The following is a 20,190-nucleotide window of genomic DNA, read 5'->3' as shown; positions in this document are numbered from 1 at the left end:
TGCAGGCATCTGGCATAAATGTATTTGTTTAGTGAGCGAAATATACTTTCGGACCTTAACCTAGGTTTTCGGAACTTCTTGCTCAATTATGCGTATACCTTAATAGGAGGGATCAAACAATGAAAGAATATGAATTCGTAAGAGTTGAGCTGAGCACGATGAGAAGAAGGCCTAAAGAAGACTACCAGCAAATCATCCATGATTATGCGAAAAGAGGCTGGAGATTCGTTCAGATTTTCGCTCCCAGTATAGATGGGTATGGGGCAGCTGCTTATTTTGAAATCATATTTGAAAGAGATACGGAAAAAGCTTAATCGATATGACTAAGCTTTTTCGTTTCCCCTATATCTGCATCTATACAATTTTTGCAAATGCGGCATCACATGATTTGGCTAAATCTTGTGGCGCCAACTTTAGCTGCATACCGATTTTCCCTGCACTGACAATGATAAAATCAAGCGTTTCTGCAGATGCATCAATATAGGTCGGGAACAATTTTTTCATGCCAATTGGCGAGCAGCCGCCGCGAAGATAGCCTGTTACCGCTAATAGCTCCTTCATTGCAATCATTTCTATTTTCTTTTCCCCTGTCACCTTTGCTGCCTTTTTTACATCTAACTCTTCTGCAACGGGTACAACAAAGACATAATAATGATTTGTTCCTGCTGCTGCAACCAACGTTTTATATACATATTTCACAGGATAACCGATTTTTTCCGAAACAGAGATGCCATCTACAGGCTGGCCGTCTGTTTTATACCCTAATAACTCATAAGAGATGTTCTGCTGTTCTATCAGACGAACCGCATTTGTTTTTGCCATTTTTTTCGCCATCGTTTTCACCCACTATCAAAATGATGTATGTCTAACTTCTTGCAGTAATATGTAAATTCTATCATCCTAACCTGCATTTTCAAGGTTACTAGCATTGAACAACGAAAGGACAAATTGATTACCTTGGACACCTATAGCCCATTATTAGTCTACATGGAACAAAACAGGAATGAACAAATAACTCCCACATACAATTTGTATGAATGGAAAATAAAGGAGTGGTTGCTTTGTATCATTACTTTTATGGCCCTGCGTTAATTCCTTACTTTTCACATACTCATAACCCTCAAAGAAGTCCAGACTTTTCAGAAAGACAGCGAAGAAGAGAAATCACATTGACTGTGGATGGCTTTGTCCCCCCATCTTCCACCGAAGATCTTAGAGACGGCTTTTATTCTTACGCATGGACGAACCAACAGGTCATCAATCCAGGTGAATACTTAGTTTGTCATCTAGAAGGAAGAGATATCAACGTGATAAATGGTGGGTTCACTCCGCGCGATACTGCTCCATTGTATGCGGTAGCAAGCTTTCCAAGACGAAGAAACCAATGGGTCATTATCATTCATAATCCTGTGCAAACCCAAAGAGCCATATCGCTTTATTTGATTGCGAAAAGGTAGCACAACATGTTATCAGAAACCCTGCATTCAGGAACAGAAAAACGGGTAGGGACACATTAACATCAGCATTTTCCTACCCGTTTTTGGGCTGGGCAAACTCTCACCTGTCACTCTTTCAATCCCCCTCAATTTTTTCATCTTTCTCTACTGCCAAGGTATCAGAGAAAATTGTTATATGTTATCATTATTCCCAGTAAAAAGAAAAGAGGATTAGATATATGGTTCTCCTTGAAACGAATCGATTACGTTTAAAAACGATTGATATTCCCCTTCTTGACGCCGCGTCTAAACAAGATCATCAGGCTATCAAAGACTTAGGTTATGAAACAAATGGTGAATGGCCAAATTCTGATTTTTTTGAAGCGATACCTTATTTCCGCGAGATTTTAGTCAAAAACAATGGAACAAAAGGATTTGATTCATGGATTATTGTAAAGAAGGACAGTCATGAAATTGTTGGGGGAACTGGATTTTTAGGTGACCCAGACGAAAATGGCATGATTGAAATCGGTTTTGCAACAAATAAAAGTCATCGCCGCAAAGGTTATTGTGTGGAAGCCGCCCAAAAACTAATAAACTGGGCATTAAGCCAAGAAACAGTATCCCGGATCACCGCAAGATGTGAACATGATAATCTAGGCTCACAAAAAACCTTGGAGAAGTTAGGGTTTATATTGGATCATAAATCAGCGGATTATAAACATTGGATATATGTTACGAAGTAGAGTCCTTAATTACAAAAGCAGGCACTGCGCCTGCTTTTGTTTGGATTATTTACCTCTGTGCTTCTTTTTCGCTTTTTGCTTTTTGAGCATATACCTTTGCTCTTTTACATGTTCTCGTTGTTCTTTCATTATTTGTTTTTTCTCTTGCTTTCTTGCTTCAAGCTCTAGCTTTATCGCCTCTTGAGCTTTAGAAGCTACTCCGGCGTTTTTCAACTCTTTTGAAACCTGGCGCTGCAATCTTTTTGGATTGATCTTTTTTTGACGTCTGCCTTGTAAACAAACTCCTTCCTGCTCAGCTTGGGCCAACATATTCAGGAGTTGGTTATGAACAAACTCTAATACTTCAGAATCCCTCGGCTCTGTGCCAAAAAGATGACGAAAGGCTCTTAGCTTTCCATTGTTCACAACTTCAACAACGCCTACCCAAAACTGACCATCATAGTAAACCGTTAATTTCATAACGATTCCCTCCTCATAAAAGATATTAAAGAATGATGGACATCCCGAGGAGGGGAAGGTTACTGACATGATCAATCATGCATCCGGACTACCAACCGAATCGTGTTTTTTCATTCTTTACCATATACAGAAAAGAGTGTAACATTTCTTCTCCAACTATTAAACTCTTATTTTAGTTAGATCATTGCTGGAGAATAGGCGTCTTCACTCGCAAATTTATTTCTCAAGCCCTGCCATGTTACAGATGGGAGACGATACATTCTGCATATCCTTTGAGTTTAAATTCTCCAAGACCGTGAGGCAGAAACATATGATCTCCTTTTTTGAAGGGATAGACATACTCACCAGAGATCATACGGCCCTCCCCTTCAATCACACTGATAAGAAGGAATGGTTTTTGCTGCTTTAAGCTTGCTGATCCTGATAAGTTCCATTTCCCCACCGAAAAGTAAGCGCATTCAACTAATGTCGTTGTAAGCAAATCCTCAATTTGTTCATGGTGAACTGTTTGCCGCTCTGGAATAGACGGGACCTCTATCACTTCGATACTCTTTTTCAGATGAAGCTCGCGTAGCTTGCCTTCTGCATCTTTTCGGTCATAATCATATAATCTGTAGGTTGTGTCTGAATTCTGCTGCGTCTCCAAAGCAAGAATTCCTTTTCCAATCGCATGAACAGTACCGCTTGGCACATAGAAAAAATCCCCCGGCTTTACCTTTACACGGCGCAAGAGCTCATCCCATTCTCCACGCTCTATCATGGTAGTTAGTTCTTCCTTTGTTGTTGCATTGTGGCCATAAATAATCTCGGCATCTTTTTGGCAATCAATAATGTACCAGCATTCTGTTTTTCCAAGCTCACCGTTTTCATGTATGTTGGCATATTCATCATTCGGATGCACCTGAACAGATAAGTCCTGGTCAGCATCTAATATTTTTGTAAGCAGAGGGAAACGGTCCCCTTCAAGCTGTCCGAATAAATGTCTGTGATGTTCCCATAATTCGCTGAGCGTGAACCCCTTATACATTCCGTTTTGAACAACGCTTTGACCATTTTGATGCGCGGCAAAAGCCCAGCACTCTCCTGTTCGTTGTGATGGAATGGTATAGCCAAAATCAGCTAAAGCGGTCCCGCCCCAAATTCTTTCTTTGAAAACAGGCTTGAAAAATAACGGTTCAGTCGTCATGAAAATCCCCCGCTTTATTCGATTTCTTCTAGCAGCTTGTAGGCTTCTTCTGTTGTTTGCACGGAGAGCAGCCGCTCCCTATAATTGTCATCCATTAGCTTTCGAGATAGCATCTGCAGTATTTTGAGATGCTGGTTTCCCCCGCTCTCTTTCGGTACAGCAATCATAAAGATTAATTTAGCTTCTGATCCATCCAGGCTATTCCAATCAACGCCTGATCGTTTGATCCCAAAGGCAACACTCGGCTCCCTGACCGCCTCAGACTTTCCGTGCGGAATCGCGATATTCATGCCAATCGCCGTTGTTCCCTGTTGTTCACGATTCAAAATGGCTTGTTTAAACCCGCTCTCTGAAAGCAGCGCACCTCTTCGGGACAATTTCTGAATCAATTCATCTATGATGTCATCCCTCGTTTCCCCCGATAAATTTGGTTCAATTAATTCCGGGCTGATAATGTCTGTCAGTTTTTTAAATTCCGACATCTCAGCTTTTTGGCTTTGGATTGGCTGCTTTATTTCATTTGCTGCCGCAGCTTCACTTGGCGCGGAGGGCGGTGCAGTTTCACTGAGCACAGGAGACGCCGTAATATCCTTTTTTAGTACATTGACGAACAGAGCAGTGACAAGAGATCCTGCAATCACAGCAATAAAAAACATCAAGACATGATCAACTGCGCCAAGCACTGCAACGATAGGTCCGCCGTGCGCCACTCTGTCTCCCACATTGCCAATCATGGCTATCACAGAACCTGTCATTGAGCCTGCCATAATACTTGGAATGACGCGCAGAGGGTCCTGCGCCGCAAATGGAATCGCTCCTTCAGTAATACCGAAGAGTCCCATCGTAAATGCCGCTTTCCCCATTTCTCTTTGGGATGTCTCGAATTTTCTTTTTCCTAAAAACGTTGCAACACCAAGGCCAATCGGCGGGATACAAATGGCGACAGCAATTGGTCCCATAATTTCATAATTTCCTTCTCCAATCATTGCCGATCCAAACAGAAATGCGACCTTATTTACGGGACCGCCCATATCAAATGAGATCATCGCACCTAAAATCAATGCCAGAAGGATCGAGCTCGAGCCTTTCATCCCCGCCAGCCAAACTGTTAAAGAGGCGAAAATTTGAGCTACAGGCGCGCCGATCAAAAACACAAACGCTAAACCTACAATCAGTGATGCAAACACCGGAATAATAATAATCGGCATAATTGGCTGGATTGCTTTTGGAACTTTTAATTTTTTTATCCAAAGTGCAGCATATCCGGCCAAAAACCCGGCAATAATCCCCCCGAGGAATCCGGCGCCGCTTGCGCTGTCATAAAAACTTCCAGTCGCCGCAATATAACCGCCGATCATCCCTGGCACAAGCCCCGGTTTATCAGCGATGCTATAGGCGATATAGCCGGCTAAAATCGGAATCATAAATGAAAATGAAGCACTGCCGATCTGTTCAATCGTTTTCCAGAAGGAGTCATCCGGAATAACTAAGCCTTTAGGTGTTTTCTCCCCTCCAAGCGTTAATGCAACCGCTATCAATAATCCACCGACGACAATGAAAGGAACCATAAATGAAACGCCGTTCATTAAATGACGGTAAATAGGATTTTGCTTCTTCTCCTGGTGATTGCCAGATTCCGATTTTGCAGCGGAACGATAGACCGGCATATCCCCGTTAAGAGCGGTTTGAATCAATTCTTCCGGTTTGCGGATGCCGTCCTGTACCCCGACAGATAGCAGTTTTTTGCCTATAAACCGGTCTTTGTTTACCGAGCGGTCTGCAGCAATAATGATTGCGTCCGCTTCGCGAATTTCCTCTTCGGTTAGCTTATTTTCGACACCAATTCCCCCCTGGGTCTCAACTTTGATGCTGACGCCCATTCTGTCAGCAGCTTTTTGCAGATTTTCCGCTGCCATATACGTATGGGCGATTCCGTTCGGACAAGAAGTAATCGCTAACAGTTTCATAGGAAACCTCCTTTAAAGTGTGAATAATCAGATCTTGTCTCAACTGTATACCGAAATCAGCACTTAAAAATCGCTTTTTTTACCATAGGTTCCGGAAATAAAGGCATTTTTCCCTATAACAAAAAAAAGCAAGGAATAATCCCTGCTTTTTAATAATCCAAATGAGATAAAAATGACATGACATTGGTTTCTTTCGTCAGCTTTTGGACAAAGGCCGGCTGCTCGCTAAGATATGAGAGCTCGCTAAACAGCTGCTTTGTCATGGTTTGATCCTCGTGTTTGACAGCCAGCATAAAGACAAGCGAAACTTTTTCATTTCCCCATTCAAGCGGCTCCTTTAATGTGGCAATCGCGATTGCTGATTGTTTAATAAATTTAGCGTTCGCATGAGGAATGGCAATGCCTGACCCAATATTTGTCGCCGACATTTTTTCCCTCATCACCGCATGAACCGCATAGTCCTTTTCAACATAGCCTTTCTCAAACAAAGCTGTCGCCAGCTGTTCAATTAACTTGTAGCGATGCTCCGCCTCCTGCTGCAAAAAAACCAAAAAAGGAGTCGTATTGTTCAGCATCTGAAACGTTTTTTGTTTTTGGCGGTGTGGTTCGCCCAGCTGACGTATAAATGCACTTAATTTCTTCTCTTCGCCAGGCTCTAACAGCGGAGACACAACAATATGGGGGGCCGTTATATTCTCCAGCGCAATGGTGGATATGACAAGATCGATATCCTCATGCTTTTTGATATAATCCTTTAAATCGGCCTTTGCAATACAAGCCATTACAGCGATTTGGTGATATTTCCGTTCAATTTTCGTCCGCAGCAATTGGGACATCCCAATTCCCATGTGGCAGACGACGATCGCCTTTTTATGTGCCTCGCTGCTGCACTGCATCCGTTCGATGGCTGCTTGAAAATGCAGTGTCAAATATGCTGCCTCTTCCTCAGGAATATGAAGATCAAATGTTTGATTGATGTCTTCCAAAACGTCAATGATAAGATGAAACAAATAAGGATACATCTTTTTAATATCATTCAGCATAGGATTTGATACTGAAAGATCGTAGCTCAGCCGCTGTAACACTGTATTGAGATGAATGTTCAAACCATTGATCAAATCCAGGTCTTTATGAAAATCCATCATTTTCAGCTCTGAAACACGATTGATTAAATGCTCTACAACCTTAGGAAGCACAGCATTTTCAAAGTTTTCTTCTTTCTGTAATGGATAACGAACTTTACCGCCCAATATATGTAATGTTAAATACACGGCTTCTTCTTCTGGAAAACGGATTGCAAAAACCGGTTCGAGCCGTTGCAAACAAGCAAATGTCCATTGATATTCTTTCTTCTTTTTTACTGCCGCCATTTCTTTCGGGGACAACGAGATCGGCTGCTTCATTTTGATCCGGCGGACCATTAATAATGTATGCAGCAGCAAACTCTCAAACGATTCATCTGTGAAATAGAGAGAATGCTTTTTTTGTAATGATTTGATTTCTCTCGTCACAAAATCTACTTCATAATGTAAAAACTTACTTTTAATAAATTGGCTCGTAAACTCTGTATTGTGAATCAAATCAGATATTCTTGCCAATGCCTTTCTTTTATTTCTTTCGTTCCCTTCAACCTTTAATCCAAGCCGCTGCCTAGAAACGAGCGTGAGATCAAAACGCTTCAGCCACTCTTCTACTGCGTATAAATCCTTTTTAATGGAAGATCGATTGACAAAATGCCGAGCGGCAATTTCTTTTGCGGAAACAGGCTTCGGATTCATTAATAAATCATAAGCAATGTGCAGCATTCTTTCTTCATCGGTCCGCTGCCTAGAAGAAAAATGATCAGTATGTAATTGTTGGCTTAGCCAGGTCCTCTCCTGTTCTTCTATATGTAAATAAACGCCCAACCCTGGTTTTCGAATAAGCTGTGCATGAGAATGCTCATTGAGATAATCCTCGATCACTTTCAAATCATTCCGGATTGTTTTTTCAGAACACTGTACCCTATCTGCGAAATCTTGCACAACTAAATAGTCATCAGGTTCAGATAACAACAGATACAAAATCTCTTTTTGTCTTGTATTTATGTATTCCATCTGTTTTTCTATCCTTCCTGTCAGTATCTACTTGAGCAAATTGATAGTATAAGTATAATATATAAGAAACCGTTTACATTATAAAATAAAATCATAGAGACAAAAGTTTTGTTTTTTACCGAAGCTTCCGGAAAAAAGCGATTTTTATACTCTTTGAGTTTGCTATGTAATGTATATTCAGCAGAAATTCATAAAAATACTCCAATTCTTCACCTATTTAGAACGAAGATTTTCTAATGTATGAGTACGAAAGTAAGAACATGATGAAGAAAAATGATTTGGTATCTTCGGGGATAAAGTGCAGGTAACAAAATTCCCACACGCTCAACAAACTAATACCCTTCAAATGTGTGCTATTAACATTTTAAGGATGGCCATTCTCTCTCAGCAATTTTCAATCATAAATACAAACTCTGTGCAGCGCACACAATATTCTTAGCTCAAATCAATTGATCGTTCACATATTATTAACATTTATTTACAAGGAAAATAATTACTTTTATTGAATTGTTATAGTGCAAGACAAAAAACTTTAAAGGAGTGTTTCAAAATGAATTTCAAAAAAACTGTTGTTTCTGCTTTATCGATTTCTGCGTTAGCTCTGTCGGTCAGCGGGGTAGCTTCAGCTCATGAAATAAACTCCACACCTACTGAAGTAAAGAACATTTCTATTTCACCTACACATGTTATCAAGATTCAAGACTATAATTTACCTCTAAAAGTTGGAGAAACCTATTCTGTTAAAAATAATTCAGCTACTCGTTATTGGACTGATAACCAAAAAGTTGCTGAAGTCGATCAAAATGGTTTAGTGACGGCTAAATCAAAAGGGAAAGCCACGATTACTTTGTTTAAAGGTACTGCAGTATTCGGAAAAGTATATGTAACGGTTTATTAATCTCTTATCCGCCAGATTTTCTGGATGCAAAACATGCATGAATAAAATAAGGTCCCCCTCTAAAAAGAGAAGGGACCTTATTTTATTTCAATTGCGCTTCAAGTTTAGATTTAGTTTTGGGAATACATCATACATTGGTGTATATTGTGTTTCAGTAGCTTAGCCCCGAATAAATCCACCTTCTGAATGAATAATTTGTCCAGTTATCCATTCAGCCTCATCACTTGCAAGAAAAGCAATCATTCGTGCTGCATCATCTGGTGTGCCAATACGCCCCATTGGAAATTTAGGTGAAAGAAAATTTCTTATTTCATCTGTCATCCATGTAGAATCTGTTGGACCTGGGTTTACGGCGTTAACAGTGATGCCCAATGGTGCAAGTTCTTGTGATAACGACCTAGTAAAGGCAGAAATAGCTCCTTTAGTAGCTGCATACGCTAACTCCCCAGGCAAAGGACCTAAATCCTGCCCTGATGTCATATTGATGATTCTTCCTGATATTAAATTAGATTTTTTAAACCGACGGGCGAATTCAACACAAAGAAGAAAATTCGATCTCATATTAACCGCATAATGCTCATCAAGTGATTTAGCATCTAACGATACATAATTATCACTTGCGGAATGAGCTGCATTATTAATAAGGATGGAAGGATATCCTAATTTATCTGAAATTTTTTCATGTATTGTGAATGCAGCATGTGCATCTGATAAATCAATTTTCATTGCCTCACAGCGGACACCCATACGTAAAATTTCTTGTTGAAATTCTTCTATCCAGGCCGTATCAGAATTCCAGTGAGTAAAGAAGATATGTATACCCTGTGAGGCTAACTTACGACAAATAGCCGTACCAATATCCCCTTGACTGCTTGCTCCTGTAATTAGTGCAATTTTTTCTTGAGAATGACTCATTATTTTAACCTCCAATTTATACGGAGTATCTCCATTATGATGGTAACAAGTTATCCAAAGAATATAATCCTTTAAATCAAACAGAGCTGACTTTGAATACATTTCAAAATCAGCTCAAAAAAACATTTTCGTCTCAAAAAATATTAAATAGAAAAAAATAAGAGTTGGACAACAATTTACTACTTAATCACAAGTGGCTGATTCTAAGTCATTGAATGTCTTTTTTTTAAAGAGCCTTTCAATCATTCACATTGCTTTTCATTAACCATTCTACTTCCGTTAATTCTTGTTTTTGAACGTCTATTGTGTGTTTTTTCGTGAAATGGGTTTTCACAGCTTCTTCGTTTTCCCAAATCTCCCAAAGCATTATTTTACGTTCTGATGGCTCAAGCGGATAAGCATGGAATGTAATACACCCCTCTTCTTTGTTCGTTTCTTCCTCAAGTTTTTTGAATTCCTTCATTATCTCATTAAGGTCTTTATCACTGATGATTTTTAAACATGCCGTTATGTAATGCATCGAAATTCCCCCTCCTATCATTTTATGGCTTTTCATTATAACATTTTCTTGAAAAAGATAGATGCCATTTATAAATCATTAGACGACTTCGAGTGCATCCCTCACCAATACAATAGAGTTCTTTTATCATTTTTTTACCGGCATGTATCATTTTAGAACGAGAGATTTAGTTATTGCTTTAACATATTATCGCGAAGCCGAAAAATATCTTGATTTATTAGATAAGAACGCAAATACAGATAAGGCAGAGTTCTATTTCAAAATGTCAGAAGTCTATTACTATATGAAAGAGACTCATTTTTCAATGAATTATGCCCAGCGAGCATACTCTATATTTAAAGAGCAAAAAGATGCTCAGGGGAACCTTACATATGGCAAGGAAATGGTTCAATGTCAGTTTGTTATCTTTGGGAACTGGCTAGATAAAATGTGTTATGAGGACGCTTTAGAAACAGCTGAAAAAGCCTTAAATGATGCTATAAAAATAGGGGAACAACATTTAATTGGTTCAGCTCATTTTAATGTGGGATTATGTTATAATAATCTTGAAGAACTTGACAATGCTGAGAAACATTTTCAAATCGCCTATGAAATTCATAAGAATCGAAAGCACATTTATGAGTCCAAAGCGATTTTTAATCTGGCGTATGTCAAAGCAAAGAAGAATGATTTAAAGGCTGCGTTAGAATTATACCAGGAAGGTCAGAAGGTTGCTGCCCGACACAACAACCAGGAAGTAACCGAGAAATTAAAACTGGTTAAAGGTCTTTATTTATCATTTGACTTACAAACACTTAGAGAAGTGTTCAAGTTCTTCAAAGAGAAAAACCTTTATGGTGATATGGAAGAATACGCTGTTGCTGTTGCTGATTTTTTGACCAACAAAGAAGACAGACATGATGCGGTCGATTTTTATCAAATGGCAATTGAAGCACGTAAACAAATTCAAAGGGGGAAACATTTAAATGAAAAAATGTAAAATTGCAATTTGTTTAGCGCTCTTGCTTGGCATTGTTGGAGTATCCAGCGCTTCATACGCTCTTTCTGAGCAGTCCACTTATAAGGTCGCAGATAGAGCAGCAACTTAATATGATATTAAGAAATAACCCCATTTTGGACTTTAGAAATGGGGTTTTTATTTTATCTTCTCAACTCAATATTATTCCTGAGTTTTCATTTAAATCATATACTGCATTAATAAACCGACAGCCCCTATAAAAAGTAAAAAACCCTTGCGCAGCAAGGGTTTAAGCTATGATTCCGACTGGGCTCGAACCAGGGATCTCTACCCTGTCACAAGGTAGAGATTATGTTCTGACACGAACAGACGTTTTATTCCCAAACCCTATTTTATAGGGTTTTCTTACATAAGTTTCTGATTAAAAATATTCCTTTTTGATTAAATTTGTATAAAGCCCGCCTAAAAAACGACGGGCTTTTAATTAATTCTTGTTGGTTATACTGTTTTACAGTTGTTGGTTTTGGGCTGTAATAAGATGGTCAGGGCTATACCTGATGCCAGAGTTAAAAAATAGCCACATAGCATAAAATAGGGGGCGATTTCGTTTTTGAGAAAATAAAGCCCAAAGAGAATAACAGCTGTACCGATAGTGAAATAAATTGGCTTTTTACTTTTCAAAGTCAAACGGCTTGATTGAGTAAACTTTTTGTAGATTAAAGGCAAGCCGGTATAAACCCCTGTGAAAAATGTAAATAAAATAGACCAAAGGAAACCGATCGGCGAGAAATAGCTCTCTGAAAATATTCCGTCGAAAGCCCAATTGCTCAACACAACGAAGCCAAATAGATAAACAAATGCCAATATAATCTTGACCATGATATCCCTCCCCTACAATCCAATATACACCTGATATATGGTTGTTTAAATGGGTAAAACCATTCATTTACTTTTCGATCTTCCCTTTCCTTCCAAGCCTAATACTTTAATCAATAGCATCATTTGTTACTTTTGTCTCTTTTACCAATATTATACACCGGGATAAGATGGGGACGAAAACATTAAGGAGGGATAAAATGAAAAAGTTACTTGTGGGTGTGGTTTTTGCCCTAGCTTTGAGTTTTTCATCTCTGTTTAGTCTCCAAAGCGCAAATGCTGCCGAAAAAGTGGACAAGAATTCTGATCTGATTATTGATAAGGCGACCTTTTACGAGGTAACAAAACAAAAAAACTTGAGAACCCTTTCATCTGAGAAAATCCCAACTGTTAAAGAAGTGAATAAGGCTTTAAACAGTATGCATGTCAGCAAAGATCATCCATATCAAGAAATTGATCTCGGTAATGGTTTCACTGTGGAAATGGGCGTCAGTACAGATATGGGATTGGAAAAGATAACAACACAGGCCACCCAAAATAAAACTGCAAGTGGATATTACGCTGTAAAGTTTACAGGGATAAAATTATATGATATTCGAGTAAGTGACAACTATTCATACGAATATGGAAAGAAAATAACAAAGTGGGAAAGTCCGCCAAGTGCATCCGCTTCAGGTTTTGCTGGCTGGAATGGTAAAATTACTTCCAAAAAAATTGCAAACATTGACAAAACGGCTAAGGATGCAATCGCCAATTCTGATTACACGTTTGTAAAGTATGGAGGTAACCGCCACGGCCATATGGAATTACGATTCACTGCAACCGGAAACTGGTATACACATCACGTATCTATTAAATAAGAGAAAAAGCCCTCCCAATCGGGAAGGGCTTTTTTATTTAAGAAGGGATTCGAGCTTCGCTTTAGTTTTCGGGCCATAAATGCCATTAGGATTTAAACCATTCATCAACTGGAATCGTCTTACTGCGTCATTAGTTTCCAAACAAATAATCCGAATAGGTAAATTGACACAGATCAAATTATTCATTCCACACTTTTGAATTATATCGCTGTCTATTTCTTCATTTTCCCATGGTAAAATCTTGTTGGAGCTATTCAAACGAAAGGATATGATCATGAAAGTATTTGAAGCCAAATCACTGCTTTCAGAAGCAGATAGACGTGCAAAGGAATACAAAGAATTAAGAAGTCAGATGGTCAATCTAAAAAAGGCTTTTAAAGCTGTAGCTGATTTAGATGACAGTGAGTTTTCCGGCAAAGGCGCCGACAACATTAAAGCATTTTATCAAGACCATGCAGGTGTAGCTGACAATTGGATTGACTTACTTGATATGAAAATTGCTTTCTTGACAAGCATTTCAGGCACTCTAGAGGACGCCAGCTTATCTGATGCTTATATAGAAGAATCCTTCTTAGAACACGAGCTGGCTAACGCCTACACAAAATCAAAATCTATTATGTCTGAACAAAAGAAAGCCATGAAAGATATCTTACATAATATCGACGATATCCTTCCGCTTGATCTGTTTTCAACTGAAGACTTTAAAGACGAACTTGCAGATGCAGAGGACAAACGCAAAAAAACAGTCGACAAACTAGGTAGTGTGGACGAAGCACTTGTTACTGAATATGCCCAGTCAGAGCCAAACGAGCAATTCATCAAGAAAGACTTCCAAAAACTTGAGGAATCCACAGGCAAAGGCAAGAATGCTACACCAATCCATTACAATACCAAAGCTTATCGAGAAAGTGATATACATAAGAAAAAAGGCGATATCGAGAAACAGACTGAAGCTTATTTGAAGATCAAGAAAGATGAAGCGAAAGAACGAGAAATCAAAGAGCTAAAGAAGAAGCTAGCTGACGGAGTGACGGATCCGGACGAATACTTAAAAATTGCCAAGAAAGTCGGATATGAGAATCTTACCCCTGAACAGCTTGAATTTGTTTTATTCCTTGAACAGCGTAAAGCTTTCATGAATAACGGAAAAGAAGTGTTGCAAATCATAGGTGATAGCGCTAAAGGTGCGATTGTTGGTTTATACGATCTTGCTAAGGATACCGGTGAAGGAGCTATTCAATTCGGATGGAATATCAGTTGGACAATTGATAACTTAAACAAGGATCCTCAAAAAGTGCTGGATACCGTTTTGGAATACGACTATCAAGCTGCCTTTCAAAGTATGGTTGACACATTGAAGGATAATTGGAATACAAAAATGATACACGGGGATGCATACACACGGCTGCACTATGTTACTTATTTGGGCGGAAGTCTTCTGTTATTGAAAGGTGGTCAGTCCGTAAAACAGTTTGTCAAATCTCCTGTTAACCGATATACTCCTGCATTAGAAGGAATCCTTCAAGATGCTGAGAAAACCATTAACGTGAAAAATATTCCGCTGCTAAAAAGCATTGCAGAAGATAAAAAAGAGAGTGTTCTCAGAAGATCTGAACGTTCTAACAATAAGGATACGGGTAAATATAATACGGGAACGATAAAACACATTTACCATGGTGAATTAATAGACGCGGTAAAGCGGTTGGATATCATCATGAAAGTATGATGGGTGGAAAAATTATACCTGGATCCGAGAAAACACCAATAAAAATGGTGTCTATGAAGCCAATGTTGAAATCAGTGGGAAGAGAAAAATAGCCAAATCTAGTTTTTTTCCGAAGGAATGGAATCGTGTAGATGTGTTAAAGGCTATTGATGAAGCGTATCAAAATAAAAAAAAGATAGGTGCTAATAAGTTTATAGGTGAAAATTCAACAGGAATTAAAATAGAAATGTTCTTAAATAAGGATGGTTCAATAGCCACTGCTTATCCTTTGTATAATAAATAGCATAGAAGGTGAAAAACAAGATGAGATATTCATATGAATTTAAAAAAGATCCATTTGGTATCACAAGAATAATACTACCGGAAAAATTAACTGTTTTCTCGGACGTTTTTGAGGATATTTCAACAAAAGAGGAAGCAGACGAGTATATTGGATACGTTAAGAAGGTTTTAACAGGAGATTATGAAGACTTTGAAATTACGTTGAATGCTACAAGTATAATAATTAAGAAAAACATGACAATAGCTGAGCATCATTGCCGGGTTGATGAGCCTTTTGAAAGTATTATAGAAACTGATGAGTTTTTAGAGTTGATTTTAATATGGAAAGAGACGATAGAATAGATAATTGGATATTGAAGATATAATTACTTAAGCGCTTGATTGTCTTTTTAGGAAACAAGTGGAAAAATTGTTGCTTGGCGATGCCTGGGAAGGCGGAGAACATCAATATGTATTTCACAGTGGTAAAGGAAAACCTTACTACTATACAACCCCTACCGCAAAATGGACTAAAATTAAAAAATAGTACGGCCTAAAAGATGTTCGTCTTCATGACTTGCGGCATACTATGGTGGCGCTCCTTATGGAAGCTGGCGAAAGTCTCAGTGCTATTCAAGAAGAGCTGGACATGCCAGTGCTCGAACAACTAGTGATATTTATGGTCACGTTATCGAGAAACTCGAAAATAGCACAGTAAAACACTTTAACCAGTTTGATCCTAGAAACCTAACACAAAAACAGAGTTGATTTTGAATTCCCCTTCAAAATCAGCTCAAAAAATTAATTTCGTCCCCAATTCGTCCCCAACTCGATGAATGATGACAAAATCAATAAATAAGCAAAGTAAAAAACCCTTGCTACGCAAGGGTTTAAGCTATGATTCCGACTGGGCTCGAACCAGCGACCTCTACCCTGTCAAGGTAGCGCTCTCCCAGCTGAGCTACGGAATCATGATATGTATGTGTTGCTGGGTATGTTGTTGTCTTTCTGACAAGTTCTATTATATATCCTTCCCTTCTATTCGTCAACTGCTTTTTTAGAAAAACTTTTTTTGGACTTGCTGTTCCGTTCCCCGGCTATTATAATATGTCTTAATTTTCTAACAATAGAGGTGATGGGGTTTTGCATTCTTTGATTTCTTCTGATGATGCATGGGTATTGTGGGGGTTTATTGCGGTGTGGGCGGCAGTGAGCATCGGGCTGGAGCAGCGCTTTAAGTGGGCGTCCGCTGTGTCGGGTGCTATTATCGCGCTGGCAGGTGCTATGGTGTTTACAAATGTAGGAGTGCTTCCTGTTGAGTCGCCTGTGTATGATACTGTGTGGTCTTATGTGGTGCCGCTGGCGATACCACTTTTATTGTTTCAGATCAATGTTCGGCAAATTTTTAAGGAAAGCAGGCGTTTGCTGTTTATTTTTCTGATTAGCTCCGCTGGCACTGTCCTTGGGAGCATTCTAGCTTTTTTTCTTCTCAAACAGCATATTCCTTATCTCGATAAAATCGGCGGGATGATCAGCGCCTCTTATATCGGCGGCGGGGTCAACTTTGCGGCGATGGCGGCAAAATTTGAGACGCCTGGTGAATATGTGTCGGCTACCGTTGTGGCTGATAATTTTATGATGGCGCTTTTGTTTTTTATTTTAATCAGCATTCCTGCACTCAAATGGTTTCAGCGGCATTATGCCATGCCGTTTGAAGAGAAGGTAAAAGCCGATGAAAACAGCGGAAACAGTGCTGAAAGCTATTGGAAACGGAAGGATATTTCCTTAAAGGATATCGCTTTTAATGCCGGTGCCGCTTTCGCACTTGTTGCGGTTAGTATGAAGGTTTCCGGTTATTTTAAAAGCATTTTTTCTCATCCCCTGCTGACCGGTACGCTTGGCGATCAGTACCTGGTGCTTACGTCTTTAACTGTTCTTATCATTTTTCTTTTCCCGCGTTTTTTTGAAAGGCTCAATGGATCTCAGGAACTTGGAACCTTTTTGATTTATTTGTTTTTTGTGGTGATCGGCATTCCTGCAGATCTCCGCTTAATCGTCACGAATGCGCCTCTTATTCTATTATTCGTGTTTATCATTGCGATCAGCAATTTAGCAGTTTCCTTAGCTGCCGGAAAATTGTTCCGCGTGCGGCTTGAAGAAATTCTGCTCGCCGTCAACGCTACTGTCGGGGGACCGACGACTGCGGCTGCGATGGCAATTGCCAAGGGATGGCGGGAGCTTGTCGCCCCGATCATGCTTGTCGGTACGCTCGGCTACTTAATCGGCAACTATGTTGGCACTTTTATTGGAAATTGGTTTTCTTCCTTCTTATAAAAAGGATATTTGTATTTCCCTGAGAATAATGTAAGAGGAATGCTGACATGAGAACGGAGAGATCACTGTATGTTAAAAGGAAAAACCATTTATGTTAGACCTTTAGAAGGAAAGGATGCCGAAGAAAATTTGCGGCTGCAAAGCGAAAATCGGGATTTTTTCGAACAGTTTTCTATGATACGCGCAGACGATTACTATACGGTTGAGGGGCAAAGAAAACGAATAACCGAGTATCAGGAAAGACTTGAGAAAGATGAAGAATATCATTTTGGCATCTTTACAGCGTCAGACGATAGATTAATCGGGACGGTTTCGCTCTTTCAAATCATCCGTGGCGCGCTGCAAACTGCGTTCATCGGGTATTTTTTAGACAAAGCCCATAATGGAAAGGGCATTATGACAGAGGCAGTCAGATTGGTTGTTGATTATGCGTTCCACGAATTGAAACTGCATCGGATTGAAGCCGGTGTGATGCCCCGTAATCTCGGGTCCATGCGTGTTTTAGAAAAAGCGGGATTTCATAAAGAAGGCATCGCCCGAAAAAATGTGAAAATTAATGGCGTTTGGGAGGATCATCAAGTCCTCGCGATTCTGAATCCTGATGACGAACAATAATAAAAGAAGCCGGGCCATCCCCGGCTTCTTTTTTAACGAACCGCAACTGGAGCAATTTCTTTCAGCGCTTGTTCGAAATCGTGTTCTAAATCGTCTGCATGTTCGACGCCCACACTCAGACGGAGCAGGCCATCAGTGATACCGCGTTTTTCACGCTCTTCCTTAGGCATTGCCGCGTGAGACATCGTTGCCGGATAGGACAAAATCGATTCCACGGCGCCAAGGCTGACAGCGAAGACCGGCAGTGACACATTCTCGACTAACTTCTTAACGGCCTCTTTGCTTTCAAGCTCAAAAGATAGCACGGCGCCCGCTCCCGTTGACTGGCTTTTATGGGTTTCAGCGCCGGGATGATCAGCCAGTCCCGGATAATACACGCGCTTGACCGCCGGATGCTTCTGGAAAAATTCCGCAAGCCGCTGCGCTGTTTGGCTCGCTTTTTCTAAACGGACCTGCAACGTTTTTAAGCCGCGCAGCACGAGCCAGCAATCTTGCACGCCAAGGACGGCGCCGAACGCGTTTTGCAGCTTATACAGCTGCTTCCCAAGCTCTTCATCTTTGACAGCAGCTAAACCTGAGAGCACATCGCTGTGTCCGCTTAAGAATTTTGTCGCGCTGTGAAGTACAATATCCACGCCGAGATCAAGCGGACGCTGCAGTGCCGGCGTCATGAATGTATTGTCCAGAAAGGTCAGGCAGCCGTTTTCTTTTGCAAGCTGAACAACTGCTTTAATATCCGTAATCCCAAGTGTCGGATTTGATGGCGTCTCCATATAAATGACCTTTGTGTTCGGCTTGATGCTCCGCGCCACTTCACTACGATCCGTCATGTCGACAAACGTATGCTCAATGCCAAACCGAGTCAGCACCTCTGTCACCATACGGAAGGTTCCGCCGTATACATCTTCTGTCACAAGAACGTGATCACCCTGTGACAGCAGTAAAAATGCTGTTGAGATGGCAGCCATGCCTGAACTGAAAGCAAATCCTCTTGTTCCGCCTTCCAGTGCGGCAATTGTTTCTTCAAGAGCTGTTCTTGTCGGCGTGCCAGAGCGGCTGTAATCATATGCCCCGAACTCTTCAAATGAAGATTGGTGAAAAGTCGAGGCGTGCTGAATCGGTACACTGACCGCCCCGGTTCCGCCGTCTGTTTTAAATGGATTGTGCACGAGCTGGGTTTCCAGCGTCCAATTATGTTTACTCAAATGAAACAGCTCCCTCTTTGACCTGACATAATGCCTGTTTTAGATCCTCTTTTAAATCTTCCGCATATTCAATTCCGACAGAAAAGCGCAGCAACCGATTGCACACCCCGTTTGCGATGCGGATCTCTTCAGGAATATCCATGTGCGTCTGGGTCGCAGGGTATGTAATAAAGCTTTCCACCCCGCCGAGGCTTTCTGCAAAACAAATGGTCTTCAGTGCTTTTAAAAACGGATTGACCCATTCTTCTTTTTGCAGACGGAAGGACAGCATGCCGCCTTTTCCGGGATACAGCACATCCGAAATTTCTTCCTGCTCTTCTAAAAACGCCGCAAGCTCCTGCGCGTTTGCCTGATGCTGACGCATTCTGAGGCTCAGCGTCTTCATTCCTCTCATCAGAAGCCACGAATCAAATGGCGGCAGGACGGCGCCGATCGCATTTTGATGCTGAAACATTTCCTCTCCAAGCTGCTCATCCTTCACCACGACAAGTCCAGCAAGCAGATCGTTATGCCCGCCTAAATACTTGGTTGCGCTGTGAATGACAATGTCAGCTCCCAGCTCAAGCGGCCGCTGCAAGACCGGTGTATAAAATGTATTATCTACGATCAGCAGAAGACCGTGCTCCTTTGTAATCCGGGCAATATGTTCAATGTCCGCCTCCTGCATGAGGGGGTTTGTCGGCGTTTCCACAAACACCGCTTTTGTATTCGGCGTAATCTTAGAGCGTAAACAGTCCTCATCGCTGAAATCATCATAATGAAAAGTCAATCCGTATTTTTTCCATTCATTTTCAAATAAACGGTACGTGCCGCCATATAGGTCCGATGAAACGATCAATTCATCTCCGCTTTTAAACAGCGCCATAATCGTTTGGATAGCAGCCATTCCCGAACTAAAGGCAAGCCCTCTCGCGCCGTTTTCTAAGTTAGCGATGGCGTCCTCAACAAGCTGGCGTGTCGGATTTTTTGTGCGGACATAATCAAATCCGGTAGATTCTCCGATCCCTCTGTGGCGGTATGCTGTTGATAAATAAATAGGAGCACTCACTGTTCCCGTGACTTCATCGCTACGGTTCCCAATTTGGGCTAATTTCGTTTCAACGTGCTGTGACATATAGCTGACACCTTCCCT

The 20,190-nt window shown here is 40.5% G+C and carries 20 protein-coding genes, 1 tRNA gene and 3 pseudogenes; 12 read left to right on the top strand and 12 right to left on the bottom strand.

Features of this window, described 5'->3' with window-relative positions:
- The first annotated feature begins 119 nt into the window (after positions 1-119).
- A complete protein-coding gene (locus NX903_RS05940; protein ID WP_024572451.1) occupies positions 120-314 on the top strand; it encodes a DUF4177 domain-containing protein in 195 nt (64 codons plus the stop codon).
- Positions 315-354: 40 nt separating this feature from the next.
- Here NX903_RS05940 and ybaK read toward each other — a convergent pair whose 3' ends face one another.
- Positions 355-834 (bottom strand): Cys-tRNA(Pro) deacylase, encoded by a 480-nt coding sequence (gene ybaK, locus NX903_RS05935; protein WP_086343718.1) that lies wholly within the window; start codon positions 832-834, stop codon positions 355-357.
- A gap of 227 nt (positions 835-1,061) precedes the next feature.
- Here ybaK and NX903_RS05930 point away from each other — a divergent pair, with 227 nt between their 5' ends.
- Both NX903_RS05930 and NX903_RS05925 read left to right on the top strand, forming a co-directional pair.
- Positions 1,062-1,457 (top strand): hypothetical protein, encoded by a 396-nt coding sequence (locus NX903_RS05930; RefSeq protein WP_086343717.1) that lies wholly within the window; start codon positions 1,062-1,064, stop codon positions 1,455-1,457.
- A gap of 218 nt (positions 1,458-1,675) precedes the next feature.
- Positions 1,676-2,182 (top strand): GNAT family N-acetyltransferase, encoded by a 507-nt coding sequence (locus tag NX903_RS05925; RefSeq protein ID WP_086343716.1) that lies wholly within the window; start codon positions 1,676-1,678, stop codon positions 2,180-2,182.
- A gap of 45 nt (positions 2,183-2,227) precedes the next feature.
- On the opposite strand, the gene NX903_RS05920 is transcribed toward NX903_RS05925, so the two are convergent.
- The 4 genes from NX903_RS05920 to manR all read right to left on the bottom strand — a co-directional run bounded on the left by NX903_RS05920 (position 2,228) and on the right by manR (position 7,890).
- A complete protein-coding gene (locus NX903_RS05920) occupies positions 2,228-2,710 on the bottom strand; it encodes a YjdF family protein (protein ID WP_086343715.1) in 483 nt (160 codons plus the stop codon).
- A gap of 169 nt (positions 2,711-2,879) precedes the next feature.
- A complete protein-coding gene (manA, locus tag NX903_RS05915; RefSeq protein ID WP_086343714.1) occupies positions 2,880-3,827 on the bottom strand; it encodes a mannose-6-phosphate isomerase, class I in 948 nt (315 codons plus the stop codon).
- A gap of 14 nt (positions 3,828-3,841) precedes the next feature.
- The gene (gene manP / locus NX903_RS05910; protein WP_086343713.1) at positions 3,842-5,794 is read right to left on the bottom strand and encodes a PTS mannose transporter subunit IIABC; all 1,953 of its coding nucleotides are present in this window, start codon (positions 5,792-5,794) and stop codon (positions 3,842-3,844) included.
- Between the two features lie 149 nt (positions 5,795-5,943).
- On the bottom strand, positions 5,944-7,890 hold the full coding sequence (manR, locus tag NX903_RS05905) for a mannose transport/utilization transcriptional regulator ManR (RefSeq protein ID WP_086343712.1): 1,947 nt from the start codon (positions 7,888-7,890) through the stop codon (positions 5,944-5,946).
- 550 nt (positions 7,891-8,440) lie between these two features.
- On the opposite strand from manR, the gene NX903_RS05900 reads away from it, so the two are divergent.
- Entirely contained in the window at positions 8,441-8,788 is a 348-nt protein-coding gene (locus tag NX903_RS05900; protein ID WP_003232839.1) for an Ig-like domain-containing protein, read from the top strand.
- Between the two features lie 159 nt (positions 8,789-8,947).
- Here the strand turns inward: NX903_RS05900 and NX903_RS05895 are convergent, their stop codons facing one another.
- Together NX903_RS05895 and NX903_RS05890 are read right to left on the bottom strand one after the other, a co-directional pair.
- A complete protein-coding gene (locus NX903_RS05895; protein WP_003245148.1) occupies positions 8,948-9,703 on the bottom strand; it encodes an SDR family oxidoreductase in 756 nt (251 codons plus the stop codon).
- Positions 9,704-9,941: 238 nt separating this feature from the next.
- Positions 9,942-10,259, bottom strand: a complete 318-nt coding sequence (locus NX903_RS05890; RefSeq protein WP_015252322.1) for a putative quinol monooxygenase — start codon at positions 10,257-10,259, stop codon at positions 9,942-9,944.
- A 247-nt stretch (positions 10,260-10,506) separates the two neighbouring features.
- Here NX903_RS05890 and NX903_RS05885 point away from each other — a divergent pair, with 247 nt between their 5' ends.
- Positions 10,507-11,202, top strand: coding sequence for a tetratricopeptide repeat protein (locus NX903_RS05885; protein ID WP_250635009.1), 696 nt, complete (start codon positions 10,507-10,509; stop codon positions 11,200-11,202).
- A 477-nt stretch (positions 11,203-11,679) separates the two neighbouring features.
- Here NX903_RS05885 and NX903_RS05880 read toward each other — a convergent pair whose 3' ends face one another.
- Complete coding sequence (locus tag NX903_RS05880) at positions 11,680-12,060, bottom strand: hypothetical protein (protein ID WP_137200725.1); 381 nt, start codon at positions 12,058-12,060, stop codon at positions 11,680-11,682.
- A gap of 197 nt (positions 12,061-12,257) precedes the next feature.
- Here NX903_RS05880 and NX903_RS05875 point away from each other — a divergent pair, with 197 nt between their 5' ends.
- The gene (locus tag NX903_RS05875; RefSeq protein ID WP_137200723.1) at positions 12,258-12,917 is read left to right on the top strand and encodes a hypothetical protein; all 660 of its coding nucleotides are present in this window, start codon (positions 12,258-12,260) and stop codon (positions 12,915-12,917) included.
- Positions 12,918-12,950: 33 nt separating this feature from the next.
- Here the strand turns inward: NX903_RS05875 and NX903_RS05870 are convergent.
- A pseudogene (locus tag NX903_RS05870) lies at positions 12,951-13,055 on the bottom strand (peptidoglycan-binding domain-containing protein); the annotation flags it as partial.
- 136 nt (positions 13,056-13,191) lie between these two features.
- Between NX903_RS05870 and NX903_RS05865 the strand changes: the two are divergent.
- The 4 genes and pseudogenes from NX903_RS05865 to NX903_RS05855 form a co-directional block, all read left to right on the top strand.
- Positions 13,192-14,491: pseudogene (locus NX903_RS05865) on the top strand (ribonuclease YeeF family protein); the annotation flags it as partial.
- 174 nt (positions 14,492-14,665) lie between these two features.
- Positions 14,666-14,926: an EndoU domain-containing protein gene (locus tag NX903_RS20960; protein WP_342819673.1), complete on the top strand. Its 261-nt coding sequence runs from the start codon at positions 14,666-14,668 to the stop codon at positions 14,924-14,926.
- Positions 14,927-14,946: 20 nt separating this feature from the next.
- A complete protein-coding gene (locus NX903_RS05860) occupies positions 14,947-15,267 on the top strand; it encodes a tRNA-Val4 (protein ID WP_124059732.1) in 321 nt (106 codons plus the stop codon).
- Between the two features lie 61 nt (positions 15,268-15,328).
- Positions 15,329-15,672 (top strand): annotated as a pseudogene (locus NX903_RS05855) (tyrosine-type recombinase/integrase); the annotation flags it as partial.
- A 130-nt stretch (positions 15,673-15,802) separates the two neighbouring features.
- On the opposite strand, the gene NX903_RS05850 reads toward NX903_RS05855, so the two are convergent.
- Positions 15,803-15,875 (bottom strand) — tRNA-Val (locus NX903_RS05850).
- Positions 15,876-16,047: 172 nt separating this feature from the next.
- Here NX903_RS05850 and NX903_RS05845 point away from each other — a divergent pair.
- A complete protein-coding gene (locus NX903_RS05845; RefSeq protein ID WP_076457850.1) occupies positions 16,048-17,238 on the top strand; it encodes a DUF819 family protein in 1,191 nt (396 codons plus the stop codon).
- Between the two features lie 69 nt (positions 17,239-17,307).
- Complete coding sequence (locus NX903_RS05840) at positions 17,308-17,853, top strand: GNAT family N-acetyltransferase (protein WP_015252328.1); 546 nt, start codon at positions 17,308-17,310, stop codon at positions 17,851-17,853.
- A gap of 32 nt (positions 17,854-17,885) precedes the next feature.
- Here NX903_RS05840 and metC read toward each other — a convergent pair whose 3' ends face one another.
- Both metC and metI read right to left on the bottom strand, forming a co-directional pair.
- A complete protein-coding gene (gene metC, locus NX903_RS05835; RefSeq protein WP_041345444.1) occupies positions 17,886-19,058 on the bottom strand; it encodes a cystathionine beta-lyase in 1,173 nt (390 codons plus the stop codon).
- Positions 19,051-20,172 carry a cystathionine gamma-synthase/O-acetylhomoserine thiolyase gene (gene metI / locus NX903_RS05830; protein WP_086344585.1) on the bottom strand — a complete coding sequence of 374 codons (1,122 nt, stop codon included), beginning with the start codon at positions 20,170-20,172 and terminating at the stop codon, positions 19,051-19,053. The genes metC and metI overlap by 8 nt, the downstream gene beginning before the upstream one ends.
- Positions 20,173-20,190 lie beyond the last annotated feature (18 nt).

This window comes from Bacillus sp. FSL R5-0576 (genome assembly GCF_038004765.1).
GTDB lineage: Bacteria > Bacillota > Bacilli > Bacillales > Bacillaceae > Bacillus > Bacillus subtilis.
This window is presented reverse-complemented; position numbering and strand designations above follow the sequence as displayed.

Coding starts and splice junctions, on each gene's coding strand:
- NX903_RS05940 (WP_024572451.1), top strand. CDS start 120: ATGAAAGAATATGAATTCGTAAGAGTTGAGCTGAGCACGATGAGAAGA.
- ybaK (WP_086343718.1), bottom strand. CDS start 834: ATGGCGAAAAAAATGGCAAAAACAAATGCGGTTCGTCTGATAGAACAG.
- NX903_RS05925 (WP_086343716.1), top strand. CDS start 1,676: ATGGTTCTCCTTGAAACGAATCGATTACGTTTAAAAACGATTGATATT.
- NX903_RS05920 (WP_086343715.1), bottom strand. CDS start 2,710: ATGTCAGTAACCTTCCCCTCCTCGGGATGTCCATCATTCTTTAATATC.
- manA (WP_086343714.1), bottom strand. CDS start 3,827: ATGACGACTGAACCGTTATTTTTCAAGCCTGTTTTCAAAGAAAGAATT.
- manP (WP_086343713.1), bottom strand. CDS start 5,794: ATGAAACTGTTAGCGATTACTTCTTGTCCGAACGGAATCGCCCATACG.
- manR (WP_086343712.1), bottom strand. CDS start 7,890: ATGGAATACATAAATACAAGACAAAAAGAGATTTTGTATCTGTTGTTA.
- NX903_RS05900 (WP_003232839.1), top strand. CDS start 8,441: ATGAATTTCAAAAAAACTGTTGTTTCTGCTTTATCGATTTCTGCGTTA.
- NX903_RS05895 (WP_003245148.1), bottom strand. CDS start 9,703: ATGAGTCATTCTCAAGAAAAAATTGCACTAATTACAGGAGCAAGCAGT.
- NX903_RS05890 (WP_015252322.1), bottom strand. CDS start 10,259: ATGAAAAGCCATAAAATGATAGGAGGGGGAATTTCGATGCATTACATA.
- NX903_RS05885 (WP_250635009.1), top strand. CDS start 10,507: ATGAAAGAGACTCATTTTTCAATGAATTATGCCCAGCGAGCATACTCT.
- NX903_RS05880 (WP_137200725.1), bottom strand. CDS start 12,060: ATGGTCAAGATTATATTGGCATTTGTTTATCTATTTGGCTTCGTTGTG.
- NX903_RS05875 (WP_137200723.1), top strand. CDS start 12,258: ATGAAAAAGTTACTTGTGGGTGTGGTTTTTGCCCTAGCTTTGAGTTTT.
- NX903_RS05860 (WP_124059732.1), top strand. CDS start 14,947: ATGAGATATTCATATGAATTTAAAAAAGATCCATTTGGTATCACAAGA.
- NX903_RS05840 (WP_015252328.1), top strand. CDS start 17,308: ATGTTAAAAGGAAAAACCATTTATGTTAGACCTTTAGAAGGAAAGGAT.
- metI (WP_086344585.1), bottom strand. CDS start 20,172: ATGTCACAGCACGTTGAAACGAAATTAGCCCAAATTGGGAACCGTAGC.